Below are 12,556 nucleotides of genomic sequence, written 5' to 3'. Positions count from 1 at the left end.
CCCCCTTGTGAGGAGGGTCGGCGAGCGGTCGGAGCGAAGCGGAGATCGTTCGACGGGGTGGAGCAGCCCCGGAAGACCCCCCACCCGCTGCGCGAATCGACCCTCCCCATAAGGGGAATGGCGCCTACTGCCGCTTGTATTCCCGCACCGGCGACTTGGTATCATCGGTATAGGTGACCTGCACCGCCATCGACTTCACGCTGTCGGCGACCTTGAAATAGGGCTGGTAGTCGTAGGGAATGGCGTAGGGGTCCTTCTTGTCGCAAGGCGGCATCTTGATCTCCTTGTCGAGCGCGGCATCGTTCAGGCTGTAATGCACCGCCTTGATGGCGCAGCGGTAGGACAGCATCTGCGAGAAATAGACCAGCCCGTGATTGCCGCCGGCGTCGAAGGCGATCCACGACGTCCAGAACTGGTCGAGGATCTGCTTGTTGCCTTGCTCAAGGGCGGCGTCCGGGTCGAAGCGGATGTCGAACGGGCCGGTCTCGCGGCCCCTGATGTCGAGATACTTTATCCCGATCGTGGTTGCCGCCGTGCTGTCGGGCAATTCGAAGCTCGGATTGGGCATCGGTTTGCCGGTGCGCTGGTCGTTGAGCGCCAGCAGGCCGGTGTCGGTGAAGGCGGTGTCGGTGAAGGGGGCGTCGCCAAGGCGCCAGGAAATGGCGGTCGCCGGCTCCGGCAGCGAAATGGTCATCGACCAGCCCTGGTTGGAGCGCATCGGCGTCAGCGTCGGCGCAAAGCGGGCGGGATCGAGCACGTCGCCAAGGGCCGCCATCCGGCTGCGGCCGCGGTCCAGCCAGTCGGCAAGCTGTGTCTGGTCGACGAAATATCCGAGCAGCCCGCCATCCTTTTCGTAGGATATGAATTTGGTCAGCGCCCTGGCCTCGTCGCGCTTGTCAGCCAGCGTCTGGGCGCCGAGGCGGTCTTCGGAAAATTCCTGCGCCAAAAGGAAATAGGCCGGCGCGAAATCCGGATTGGCCGCGATGAAGGCGTTGAGCTTGTCGAGGCGCTGGGCGTCGTCGAATTGCAGTATGTGCACCAGCCTGATCGACAGCGCCTTGCCCTTGTCGGCCAATGCCCCGAACACCTCGCGGGCGCCGGCCTTGCCGTCCTGCACCCGCAGCAGCGTCGCGAAGCGCGTATAGGGGTCGATGGCGTCGACATCGAAACCGGCAAAGGCGAGATAGGAGCGCCTGGCGTTGAGCATGTCGCCGGAAAGCTCGTAGACGCGGGCATTGTGATAGAACTCGTCCGGCCGCTTCGGCTCGGCGATCGTCCCGCCTTGCGCGGCCAGGGCGGCAAAACCCTTGGCGATGGTGTCGATCGAGGCGGCGATCTGCTCGGTGGCCGCCTGCAGCTTCTCCGCCTGGGCCTGCTGCTGTTGCTGGCCGGCGGCAAGCGTATCGGTCGTCTGCTTGACCGCCTCGACTGTCTTTTGCGTCTCGGCGCCTTGCTGCGTCTGCTGCTGCTGGGCGGACGCGATCTGGTCGGTCTTTTGCGCCACCGTGTCGGTCGATTTCTTGACTTCTTCGACCGTCTTCTGCGTCTGCGTGACCGTCTGCTCGATCTTCGCCACCTTTTCGGAAACGATGCCCATCGATTGCTGCAGCGACGCCACCGCCGGCACTAGGCCGGCGATCAGCCCGTTCTGCGAATTGGTTTGTTTCTGCATCGCATAGACACCGCCGGCGACGGCCGCCGCGCTGGTGGCGAACACCAGCGCCGGCAGCGCCTTGGCGGCCAGCACCAGCCTGAGCACAATAGCGATGGCGATGATGACCGCCGCGACCGAAGCGACCAGCGCGATATAGGCGGCGAAAGGCGCCAGCGGATTGAGGATGTCCGAAACCGCGCCGCCGATGAAGGCGATGCTGCCGGCCCATTTGCCGGTGCGGCTGAGTGATGCCCTGATAAGCGAAGGCGCCGCGCCGCCCGCCCCGATGCCCGCCATGCCAAACCCCCAAGCCGCCAGATGCCACATCCCCTTCCCACGGGGAATGCGGCCTTGGCAAGGGAAGACAGGAAACAGGCGATTTCGGGGCGGGGTGAAAGGCCTGCATTACTGCCCGTGACGCGGAATGTCCGACGTTGGCGCTGCCCCTCATCTGCCTGCCGGCATCTTCTCCCCGTGAGGAACGGGGAGAAGGGGCTGGCCGCAGCGTTGGCGATCCCGTCCTTCACGGGGAGAGGGTAGGGTGAGGGGCAGCGCCGACATTCGGAACGCCAGCTCCATTGCAGGCACTTCAAAACCGGGGGAATTGCTCGAGAGTGCCATTAACCAAATGGACGCATCGATCGCGTTACGTTAGCTTCGCCTCATCTCGGCAACAGCCTTACCAAGAACAGTCCCGCCCTTGTCCAACCTGCGTCCCGTTCCGCTCATTCAGAGAATTGTCGGCGTGCTCGGCCTGCTGGCGCTGCTTGCCGGCTGCGCGACGACGCCGCCCGACGCCGTGCTGGCCGTGCCCGCGCCGCCGCAGAAATATGCCGCGATCGTGGTCGATGCCGGGACCGGCAAGCAGCTGTTCGAGGTCAACTCGACGGCGCAGCGTTATCCGGCCTCGCTGACCAAGATGATGACGCTCTATCTGCTGTTCGAGGCATTGGACTCCGGCCGCATCACCAAGGAAACGCAGATCCCGGTGTCTGACAACGCCGCCTCGCAGCCGCCGACCAAGATGCGCTTCCGGCGCGGCGAGAGCATCGACGTCGATTCGGCGATCCGCGCCATCGTCATCAAATCGGCCAATGACGTGGCGGTGGCGGTCGGCGAATATCTCGGCGGCTCGGAGGAGCAGTTCGCCGCCATGATGACCGCCAAGGCGCGCCAGCTCGGCATGACCAGCACCATTTTCCGCAACGCCTCGGGCCTGCCCGACGACGACCAGCACACGACGGCGCGCGACATGGCGGTGCTCGGCATGGCGCTGCATCAGCGCTTCCCGCAGCATTTCCACTATTTTTCCGCAAGCGACTTCATGTTCCGCGGCCGGCTGGTGCGTGGCCACAACGACATGCTCGGCCGGGTGCGCGGCGTCGACGGCATCAAGACCGGCTACATCAGGGCCTCCGGCTTCAACATCGTCACCTCCTACAATGCCGACGGCCATCGGCTGATCGTCGTGGTGATGGGCGCCGACAGCGCCCGCCAGCGCAACGACCATGTCGAGGCGCTGATCCAGCGCAGCCTGTCGCCGGCGGTTGCCGATGCCAGGACAAGGCTGATGTTCGCCGAGCAGCAGTGATCCCCGCCGCGAATTTTGCGCCCAGGCGGTTCTTGTTTCTGGCGCTGTCCTTTCCACAAGCCATCACAAAGGCCATCCTCCCGTGGGTGCCATCCTTCCGCAGTCACCCGATGCCCGGTGCCATTATCGGCGATTGGCGGGAAACACCCATCGCTTCGTCGTCCACGGGCGGAGCAGGAGCGAAGAGGCGCGGTGGCGCGCAACAAAAAACCCGCCACCAGGGCGGGTTTTTCGGAAAATCCTGTCGGCTGAGCGTCAGCTAACCTGGACCTTGGAGGCGGCCTGGTCCTCGGCCAGCTTCTGCTGGAACATCTGCGCGAAATCGATCGGGTCGAGCATCAGCGGCGGGAAGCCGCCATTGCGCGTCGCCTCGGCGATGATCTGCCGGGCGAAGGGGAACAGCAGGCGCGGGCATTCGATGAACAGGACCGGCAGCATGTGCTCCTGCGGGAAGCCCGATATGGCGAAGACGCCGCCATAGACCAGCTCGACGTTGAACAGCACTTCCTGGTCGAAGGAGGCCTTGGCGTTCAGCGTCAGGTTGACGTCGAACTGCTTGTCGGAGAGCGGATTGGCGTTGACGTTGACGTTGATGGCGATGCCTGGCGCCTTGTCGCGGCCGCGCAGCGAATTCGGCGCGCCGGGGCTTTCGAAGGACAGGTCCTTCACATACTGCGCCAGAACGTTTAGCGACGGCTGCGCCGTGTTGCCGTTTCCGTTGGCCGCGCCGGCCGGCGCGTCATCTTTGCTGGCCATGAGCCTGTATCCTTTTGCCTGGGCAGCATTGCTGACCGCATTGAAATCGGGCGTTCGCTACCATGGCCGGCAGGACAAGACAAGGTTTGCCGCCTTGCTTCTCGCGTCGTCATCCCGGGCGAAGCAGCGGCGTCACGGAGACCCCGGGACGAAGAGCGCGATTCCACCGCCAGTCAATCATCCTTCAGGCGCCGCCACGGCGAATCGTGGTCTGGCCCGCGTTTCAAATCGTCCTCGCGCGAATAGTCTCCGTCTTCGAGGTCGATGACCCTGTCGCGCCGGCGGCCGCGGAAGCCGGCGGTGCTGAAATTGGTTGCCACGACGATGCGGCCCTTCAGCGCGCGCCAGGCGAGGTCGCGCACCGGCGGCAGGAAGAGCAGCAGGCCGATGATATCGGTAATGAAGCCGGGGATGATCAGAAGGATCGCGGCGACCACGATCATGGCGCCATGGGCGAGCTGGCGGCTCGGGTCGCGGCCGGCGTCCATCTCGGCGCGGATGCGGGCCATGACGGAGAAACCCTGGTGCCGCAGCAGCAGCGCGCCGGCGAGGCTCGAGGCCAGCACAAGGCCGATCGTCGCCAGGGCGCCTATCTCACGGCCGACGACGACGAAACCGGCAATTTCCAGCAGTGGCAGTGCGAGAACAAAAAGAGGAAGCAGCGAAATGCGCAAGTCTTGACCGATCGTTTCAATGTTTTGCCGTTCGGCGACCAATCGCCGCTGGCTCTGAAGCCGTTAGATAGGTATGCCTGCCTTTGATTTGAATGATTGCGCCTTGCGTTCTATATGCTTTGGATGTGGAACGCTATGCGACCGCGGCCTTGTTGGCCCTGCGGTCCGGCCAGGGACAGGGTTTGATTGGCGGAAGATATGGGATTCTTCGACTTCGGCACGATTTTCTTCCTGATCGCGGCGGTGGTGATCTTTTTCCAGCTGCGCAATGTGCTGGGCCGTCGGACCGGAAGCGAGCGGCCGCCCTTCGATCCCTATACGGCAGCCCGCACCGGCGACAAGGACGCCGCCCAGAAACCCGAGAATGTGGTTTCGCTGCCGCGCAAGCGGCAGCCGGGCGAACCGGCGGTCGACACCTACGCGGCGATCGATGCCTTCGCCAAGCCCGACAGCGACCTCAACAAGGGCCTGCGCACGATCAAGGACAACGACCCTTCCTTCGATCCGAAGGGGTTCGTCGACGGCGCCAAGATGGCCTACGTGATGATCGTCATGGCCTATGCCGACGGCGACCGCAAAACGCTGAAGAACCTGTTGTCGCGCGAGGTGTATGACGGCTTTGTCGCGGCGATCGGCGAACGCGAGGCCAAGTCGGAAAAGATCCAGTCCTCCTTCGTCGGCATCAACAAGGCCGACATCGTCTCGGCCGAGATGAAGGGCGGCGAGGCGCATGTCACGCTGCGCATCATCAGCGAGCTGATTTCGGCGACGCGCGACAAGGCCGGCGCGGTCATCGACGGCGATCCCGAAACCGTGGCAGAGGTCAAGGATGTCTGGACCTTCGCCCGCGACACGCGCTCGCGCGATCCGAACTGGAAGCTCGTCGCCACCGAAGAAGAAGACTGAGCCCGGTCAAAGGCTGGCTCCGGTGTCGCTGTCGCCGCTCCTGGTCGGAACATCCTTCGACGATCTCCCCGGCTGGGGCGATGACGACCATCTGGCGGCCTTCGCAGCCTTTCGCCGCTCCGCCTTTCATGTCCTGACCAAGCCCTATCGCACGGGCGCGCTCGGTATCGGCTTCGATGCCTTCGCCGGCGCCTATGACGAGGCCCGCGCTATTTTGCCCAAAAGCCAGCCAGAGGCGCGTGCCTTCTTCGAACGCCATTTCGTGCCGATGCGGATCGAGACGGGCAGTCCCGGGCTCGTTACCGGGTTCTACGAACCGCAAGCCGAGGCGTCGCCGGTGCGGACCGACCGTTTCATCGTGCCGCTGCTGTCGCGCCCGGCCGACCTTGTCGACATCGACGACAGCAACCGGCCGGCGGGGATGGATCCTTATCTCGCCTTCGCGCGGCAAACTTCGAACGGGCCGGTCGAGTATTTCGACCGCGGCGAGATCGAGCGCGGCGCGCTTGCCGGCGAGGGTTCGGCCGGCCAGGGTCTGGAAATCGCCTGGCTCGCCGACAAGGTCGACGCCTTTTTCATCCATGTGCAAGGTGCCGCAAGGCTCGCCATGACCGACGGCCGGCTTTGCCGCATCACCTATGCCGCCAAATCCGGCCAGCGTTTTACCGGGCCAGGCAAGGTCTTGAGCGATCTCGGCGAAATCCCGCTGGCCGAGGTGACGATGCAGTCGATCCGCGCCTGGTTCAAGGCGCATCCGGATCGCATCGACGAGATCCTGTGGCAGAACCGCTCCTATATCTTCTTCCGCGAGGCGGCGGTGGATGACGCTTCCCTCGGGCCAATCGCCGCCGCCAAGGTGCCGCTGACGCCGGGCCGCTCCATCGCCGTCGACCGGCTGCTGCACACATTCGGCACGCCCTTCTACATCGACGCGCCGACGCTCACCGCATTCGAGGCAAGACCGTTCCAGCGGCTGATGATCGCACAGGACACCGGCTCGGCCATCAACGGGCCCGCGCGGGGAGATCTCTTCGCCGGCTCCGGCGATGCTGCCGGCGAGATCGCAGGCGTGGTGCGCAACGCCGCAGATTTCTATGCGCTGGTTCCGCGCTCGCTCGTTGCAGGGGCGGTCCAATGACCCGGCGTCCGGACAGACTGAGCGAGGATGACCGGGTGCTGTGGAACTTGGTGGCGCGCACCGCCAAGCCGCTCAAAGGCAGGCTTGCCGTCGATATTCCCGAAATTCCCACTGAAACCAAGCCGGCGCCATCGCAGCCGGCGCAAGTCGCCGTCAGCCCTGCAGGTGCCGCAAAGCCGAAGGCTCAGCATGTCACGCACCGCCTCGACGAGCCGACGCTGGACAAGCTGTCGAAGGGCCGGCTGCCGATCGAGGGGCGCGTCGACCTGCACGGCCTGACGCAGGACGAAGCCTATTCGCTGCTGTTCTCGTTCCTGCACCGGGCGCATGCAGGGGGCATCCGCTATGTGCTGGTCATCACCGGCAAGGGTTCTTCTTCGGGCGGCGACGGCGTCTTGCGGCGCGCGGTGCCGGCATGGCTGTCGACGCCAGCGTTCCGTCCGCTCGTCTCCAGCCACGACCATGCCGCCCGCAACCACGGCGGTTCGGGCGCGCTCTATATCAGGCTGCGGCGGGTACGCTCATGAGGGCAGCGGCATGACACCGTTCGGCGAGAAGCTGCGGGCGCTCAGGAGCGAGCGCGGCGTCAGCCAAAAGGACATGGCGGCGGCGGTCGGCGTCAGCGCCGCTTATCTATCGGCGCTCGAGCATGGCCGGCGCGGCGCCCCGACCTGGACGCTGATCCAGAAGATTATCGGCTATTTCAACATCATCTGGGACGACGCCGAGGAACTGGCACGGCTGGCCGAGGCCTCGCACCCCCGCGTCAGGCTCGACACGTCGGGCCTCAGTCCCGCCGCCACCGAGCTTGCCAATCTCTTGGCCGAGAACATCGAGAAGCTCGATGAGGCCGAATTGCGCCGCATCACAGCCTCGATCCGCGCGGCGCTGGGCCGGCGGGTCTAATTGGTTTTGCGCGCCCGCCGGCGAGCAGCCAGCGGGCGTGCTGTGATGCGCTCATTTCTTGCCGGCGGCGCCGCCATTATTTCCACGGCCATTATCGCCCCGGCCGCCCTTGTTGCCATGGTCGCGGCCATTGTTTCCGCCGCCCAGGCAGTTCGAGTCGCCATTGCTGCAACAGCGGCCGCTCCACAGGTCGTTGGTCGACGTCTTGGCGCAGCTTGGGATGGTCTGGTCGGCCGAAGCGGTCCCGGCAAGCGAGGACACCGCGACGGCGGCGAGAAGGATGTTTCGGATAAAAGCAGTCATTTGAGTTCTCCGTGATTGGGTTCCGTCTACAGCCCTGTGTCGCGGGCGGGACGGAAATGGTTCACGGAAGATCGGAAAATAGGAATGCGCAGCACGGTCCGACGGTACTGGCAACGTCGGCGCCGCCCCTCATCCGCCTGCCGGCACCTTCTCCCCATATAGGACGGGGAGAAGGGCGGCTCCAACGCACACGCTTTTTTCTTCACCGTTGGACATTAGCGAAATCATCGACGACAGCGTCTTTCTCCCCGTCGCTATACGGGGAGAAATGCCCGGTCCACCCTCCGCAGCTGCAGCGCAGCTGCTGCGGAGGACGGGCAGGGCAATGAGGGGCGGCGCCGACCTCTGCTGGTTTGCTGAGAATACTGACAGCGGGTCGCGTGACCGCGAAAGCGGCCGCGCTCCTAGACGCCCGCCCCAGCCGCTACTCCACAGACCCCACCAGAACCTGCTGGCCGCCGCGGATCGAGACCCAGCGGCCGGTGTTGTCGACGGCCTGGCGCTTGAGGAAGCGGTAGCCGGTCTGGTCCCAGGACCTGACCTTGTTGGTCAGATTGTCGAGCACGTAGTCGCCCTTGTCGGTGCGCACCGTCAGCACGGAATGCCCCTCGCCATCGGGCTTGCGCACCACCGTGATGAGAAGATCGGCGAGCGACATACCCATGTGGGACAGCCGGCGGCGCTTTTCCAGCACATAGTCCTCGCAGTCGCCAACGCCCCTGTCGGGATAGGCCCAGACTTCGTCCCTGCCGTAAATGTCCATGTCGCTCATCGGCTTGACGGCGGCGTTGACCCTGGCGGTGACGTTGGTGAGCTTGCGCATCAGCCCGGCGGTCATCCTGGCCGGCGCGAGATTGCCCGCACGGATCGAGCATTCAGCGGGACGGAGCTTGCAGAAATCATAGTGGCCGATCGGCTGCGAGGTGAAGCTCCCGGTCGTCATTGCTCCGGCCGCCAAAGCCGGTGCCATCCAGCCTCCCGTCATTGCCAGTCCGGCTGCCGCCGCGCACAAACGCAGCCTTCTCGCCATTGTTGAGGAATTCATTGTCCCCGCTCACCCTTGTTGTTAACGAAACGTTAAGGGCGATTGACGGTCCGTGTCAATTATTACGATGATCTGATTTGCAGCATGGTTACCCGCCGGGCATTGCCGCGGCACTTGTACCGCATAAGAAAATCCACCGGCCGATTTCGGCCAGGTGGCGCGGATTGCATTCGGCGGTCGCTTACCGCTTGGCGGTGCGGACCAGCTTCGGCTTCGCCGCGACGCGGTTCTGGCGGCCGTAGCTGGTGATGAAGTCGACGATGCGCGGTACGATTTCCGAGCGGAAGCGCGAACCGTTGAACACGCCGTAATGACCGACCGCCGGCTGCATGTAGTGAGCCTTCCTGTCGGCGGGGATGTTGACGCAGAGATCATGCGCTGCCTTGGTCTGGCCGAGGCCTGATATGTCGTCGTTCTCGCCCTCGACCGTGAACAAAGCGACGTTGCGGATAACGGAAGGATCGATCCGGGTGCCGCGATGCGTCATCTCGCCCTTGGGCAAGGCTTGGCGCACGAAGACGGTGTCGACGGTCTGCAAGTAGAACTCGGCCGTCAGGTCCATCACCGCCAGATATTCATCATAGAAGTCGCGGTGCCTCTCGGCATTGTCGCCATCATGCTTCACCAGGTGCATGAAGAAGTCCTTGTGGGCGATGATGTGGCGGTCGAGGTTCATGCTCATGAAGCCGGACAGCTGCAAGAAGCCTGGGTAGACCTCGCGGCCGAAGCCCGGCTCCGGCCAGGGCGCGCGCATGACGACATTGTCGCGGAACCAGTCGATGCCCTTTTCTTCGGCCAGAAGGTTGACCGCGGTCGGGTTGCGGCGGGTGTCGATAGGCCCACCCATCAAGGTCATGGTCGAGGGCACGAAGGGATCGCCGCGCGTTTCCATCAGCGCCACGGCCGCCAGCACCGGCACCGAAGGCTGGCACACCGCCATCACATGCGTGTCGGGGCCGAGCACGTGCAGCATGTCGATGACATAGTCGATATAGTCGTCGAGATCGAAGCTGCCGTCCGACATCGGCACCATGCGGGCATCGACCCAGTCGGTGATGTGCACATCGGCGTGGGGCAGCATCGCCTCGACCGTGCCGCGCAGCAGCGTCGCATAGTGGCCCGACATCGGCGCCACGATCAGAAGCTTCGGGTCGGGCTTACGCCCGGCAGGGACGGCGCGCTGGAAGCGCACGAGATTGCAGAACGGCTTCGACCAGACGGTTTTCTCGGTGACCTCGACATTCTTCCAGTCGACCACCGTCTTGTCGAGGCCGAAGGCCGGCTTGCCGTAGCGGCGCGTGGTGCGCTCGAACAGTTCGGCGGTGGCGGCGATCGAGCGGCCCCAGGGCGTGTGCGAGAATGGGTTGAGCGGATTGGAATAGAACAGCCGCACCGCATCGGCATAGAGACGCGCGGGCTGCAAGGCGGCGTGGTTCATTTCATAGAGCTGGTAGAACATCGAGAACCCCGCTGCTGCCTGGGACCGAAGGGACGACGAGCAGCGCCGAGCCCCATGCCTCGCGGGGAAGTTAGCAACTAATTGCTGCGATGCAATACGTCAGGTGACATGATCTATGCTCATTCTTCGTCCAAGCCGTTGAGAATCGGCCCTGAATGAGGCGAGCCGGCTCAGTGTGCGGTGCGAAGACGCCTGGGGTCACCGATGTGGCCCGGCGGAAAACCGGACCACATATCCGTTCAAACACGGGCCATGCAGACCGCGGTGTGGCCGGAGCCGATAAAGCCGAGCTGGCCGGCGGCGCCCTTCGACAGGTCGAGAACGCGTCCCCTGATGAACGGGCCACGATCGTTGATGCGCACGACGACGCTGCGGCCATTGTTCTGATTGGTGACGCGCAACTTGGTGCCGAAAGGCAAGGTGCGGTGGGCGGCGGTCAAGGCCGAGGGGTTCATGCGCTCGCCCGATGCGGTTTTCGAATGCAGCGCGTACCAGGAAGCGCGGCCGCACTGGCCAGCGGCGGCGGTTGCCGAAGTGGCGGATGCGCCGACCATCAGGCCAGCAGCGATCGTCACCGCGACAAGCGCGGTCTGGTTTATAATCTTCATATTTGGGGAATGGCTCCGTTTTTGACAGTCCCCAGCCGTTAAGGAGCAAATAAGGCGCGAAATGCGGCAAGCATCTGGCGGTTCCATGGCGATGGCACACGTTTGGAGTCGCCGGGTAACAGTCTGTCAGTGATTTTTCCGCCGGCTCGGCACCAATTGCCGATGATCTTCTCTTCGATATCGGCGAACTGTTTGACAAGATCCGGGTTCAACATCCAAGTAGAATCCGGTACGATCAGGCCTCTTCCTTCGGCTCTTTCATCGCGGCCACGGCGTCGCAATCGATCGACTTGGAAAGCGAGGTCCGTCAATGCGATTTGCCAAAAATCTGCTGGGCTTGATTGTGGTTGCCATCGGCGCGCTGTGGACACTGCAAGGCATCGGCGTGGTCGGCGGCAGCTTCATGACCGGCCAGTCGCAATGGCTCTACGTCGGCATCGTCACCATGCTGGTCGGGCTGGCGGGACTGGTGTGGGCGAACCGATAGGGCGGACTTCGATGAGGGTCGACCCCCACTCCGGCCCTTCGGGCCACCTCTCCCCCGCTCGACGGGGGAGAGGAAAGGCATGTCCCATCGACGGGTAGAGGAAGGACGTGCGTTCGCCGGCCTTGGCGCCTTTCCTCTCCCTCCGGAGGACTCCGGAGGGGGAGCGGTGGCGCTGCGAAGCAGCGACGGCGTGAGGGAAGGCGGTCCTCAATTGCGCCGCCGCCGCAAGACAGGCTCTACCTGAACAGCCGGTCCAGAATCCTGCCTTCGAGATGCGCAAGTTCGACCGAGCCGCGCCGGCGCGGCCGGGCCACCGGTACATCGAGGTCGAGCGCGATCTTGCCGCCGCTGATCACGACGACCCGGTCGGCGAGCGCAACGGCCTCGGCAACGTCATGCGTGACCAACACGGCGGTGAACTTCTGGGCGAGCCAGATGCGTTCCAGCAATTGCTGCATCTCGATACGGGTCAGAGCGTCGAGCGCGCCTAACGGCTCGTCGAGCGCCAGGATTTGCGGGTGACCGATCAGAGCGCGGGCAAGCGCGACGCGCTGCTTCTGGCCGCCGGACAACACCGAGGGCCATTCGTCGGCGCGATCGGCGAGACCGACCTCGCCAAGGATGTCGAGCGCGCGTCGCCTTGCTTCAGTACCCGAGGCGATGCCGGTCAGCCCGACCTCGACGTTTTTCACCACGCTGGCCCAGGGCAGAAGCCGCGGCTCCTGGAACATGAAGCGCGTGCGGCTGTGGCCTTCTTCCGGCACGCCAAATATCAGCGACCCGGCGGTCGGCCGGTCGAGCCCGGCCAGCAGCCGCAGCAACGTGCTTTTGCCGCAGCCGCTTTTGCCGATGACGGCGACGAACTGGCCGATCGGCACATCCAGATCGATGCCGTCGAGGACGATCTTGTCGCCAAAGCGCTTGCCGGCACCGTCGAAGGCGAAGGCGCGCGGTCGTTCAGCGATCTCGCCCGGCTGCGGTTGCGGCGTGGCTACGAAGGAACGGACGGCGGCGAGGCTGGGCATCGAA

General features: G+C 64.4%; 15 protein-coding genes. 6 read left to right on the top strand and 9 right to left on the bottom strand.

Annotated elements, in window-relative coordinates; genetic code table 11:
* Window positions 1-124 precede the first annotated feature (124 nt).
* Window positions 125-1,951, bottom strand: a complete 1,827-nt coding sequence (locus NKJ26_RS07220; protein WP_352694743.1) for a methyl-accepting chemotaxis protein — start codon at window positions 1,949-1,951, stop codon at window positions 125-127.
* Window positions 1,952-2,354: 403 nt separating this feature from the next.
* Between NKJ26_RS07220 and NKJ26_RS07215 the strand changes: the two genes are divergently transcribed.
* Window positions 2,355-3,245: a D-alanyl-D-alanine carboxypeptidase family protein gene (locus NKJ26_RS07215; protein WP_352694742.1), complete on the top strand. Its 891-nt coding sequence runs from the start codon at window positions 2,355-2,357 to the stop codon at window positions 3,243-3,245.
* 255 nt (window positions 3,246-3,500) lie between these two features.
* On the opposite strand, the gene secB is transcribed toward NKJ26_RS07215, so the two are convergent.
* Complete coding sequence (secB, locus tag NKJ26_RS07210) at window positions 3,501-4,001, bottom strand: protein-export chaperone SecB (RefSeq protein WP_027027144.1); 501 nt, start codon at window positions 3,999-4,001, stop codon at window positions 3,501-3,503.
* Window positions 4,002-4,174: 173 nt separating this feature from the next.
* A complete protein-coding gene (locus tag NKJ26_RS07205; protein WP_352694741.1) occupies window positions 4,175-4,675 on the bottom strand; it encodes an FxsA family protein in 501 nt (166 codons plus the stop codon).
* 198 nt (window positions 4,676-4,873) lie between these two features.
* On the opposite strand from NKJ26_RS07205, the gene NKJ26_RS07200 reads away from it, so the two are divergent.
* From NKJ26_RS07200 to NKJ26_RS07185, 4 genes are read left to right on the top strand one after another with little or no spacing between them, the layout of a single operon-like run.
* Window positions 4,874-5,581 (top strand): Tim44/TimA family putative adaptor protein, encoded by a 708-nt coding sequence (locus NKJ26_RS07200; protein ID WP_352694740.1) that lies wholly within the window; start codon window positions 4,874-4,876, stop codon window positions 5,579-5,581.
* 22 nt (window positions 5,582-5,603) lie between these two features.
* Window positions 5,604-6,719, top strand: a complete 1,116-nt coding sequence (mltA, locus tag NKJ26_RS07195) for a murein transglycosylase A (RefSeq protein WP_352694739.1) — start codon at window positions 5,604-5,606, stop codon at window positions 6,717-6,719.
* Window positions 6,716-7,246 (top strand): Smr/MutS family protein, encoded by a 531-nt coding sequence (locus tag NKJ26_RS07190; protein WP_352694738.1) that lies wholly within the window; start codon window positions 6,716-6,718, stop codon window positions 7,244-7,246. Before mltA ends, NKJ26_RS07190 begins: the two co-directional genes overlap by 4 nt.
* Before the next feature lie 10 nt (window positions 7,247-7,256).
* The gene (locus tag NKJ26_RS07185; RefSeq protein WP_027027149.1) at window positions 7,257-7,625 is read left to right on the top strand and encodes a helix-turn-helix domain-containing protein; all 369 of its coding nucleotides are present in this window, start codon (window positions 7,257-7,259) and stop codon (window positions 7,623-7,625) included.
* A gap of 51 nt (window positions 7,626-7,676) precedes the next feature.
* Here the strand turns inward: NKJ26_RS07185 and NKJ26_RS07180 are convergent, their stop codons facing one another.
* From NKJ26_RS07180 to NKJ26_RS07160, 5 genes are all read right to left on the bottom strand, one after another.
* Window positions 7,677-7,928, bottom strand: coding sequence for a hypothetical protein (locus NKJ26_RS07180; RefSeq protein ID WP_352602694.1), 252 nt, complete (start codon window positions 7,926-7,928; stop codon window positions 7,677-7,679).
* A gap of 424 nt (window positions 7,929-8,352) precedes the next feature.
* Window positions 8,353-8,973, bottom strand: a complete 621-nt coding sequence (locus NKJ26_RS07175; RefSeq protein WP_352694737.1) for a transglutaminase-like cysteine peptidase — start codon at window positions 8,971-8,973, stop codon at window positions 8,353-8,355.
* Window positions 8,974-9,154: 181 nt separating this feature from the next.
* A complete protein-coding gene (locus NKJ26_RS07170) occupies window positions 9,155-10,432 on the bottom strand; it encodes a polyhydroxyalkanoate depolymerase (RefSeq protein WP_352602690.1) in 1,278 nt (425 codons plus the stop codon).
* A gap of 239 nt (window positions 10,433-10,671) precedes the next feature.
* The gene (locus NKJ26_RS07165; protein WP_352602688.1) at window positions 10,672-11,040 is read right to left on the bottom strand and encodes a septal ring lytic transglycosylase RlpA family protein; all 369 of its coding nucleotides are present in this window, start codon (window positions 11,038-11,040) and stop codon (window positions 10,672-10,674) included.
* 38 nt (window positions 11,041-11,078) lie between these two features.
* Window positions 11,079-11,351 (bottom strand): hypothetical protein, encoded by a 273-nt coding sequence (locus NKJ26_RS07160; protein WP_352694736.1) that lies wholly within the window; start codon window positions 11,349-11,351, stop codon window positions 11,079-11,081.
* Here NKJ26_RS07160 and NKJ26_RS07155 point away from each other — a divergent pair.
* Window positions 11,351-11,527, top strand: a complete 177-nt coding sequence (locus tag NKJ26_RS07155; protein WP_352602686.1) for a hypothetical protein — start codon at window positions 11,351-11,353, stop codon at window positions 11,525-11,527. The genes NKJ26_RS07160 and NKJ26_RS07155 overlap by 1 nt on opposite strands.
* A gap of 236 nt (window positions 11,528-11,763) precedes the next feature.
* Here NKJ26_RS07155 and NKJ26_RS07150 read toward each other — a convergent pair whose 3' ends face one another.
* Complete coding sequence (locus NKJ26_RS07150) at window positions 11,764-12,552, bottom strand: ATP-binding cassette domain-containing protein (RefSeq protein WP_352694735.1); 789 nt, start codon at window positions 12,550-12,552, stop codon at window positions 11,764-11,766.
* Window positions 12,553-12,556: the final 4 nt, after the last annotated feature.

The sequence above is a fragment of the Mesorhizobium sp. M0152 genome, from assembly GCF_040322415.1.
In the GTDB taxonomy this organism is placed as follows: Bacteria; Pseudomonadota; Alphaproteobacteria; order Rhizobiales; family Rhizobiaceae; genus Mesorhizobium.
This window is presented reverse-complemented; position numbering and strand designations above follow the sequence as displayed.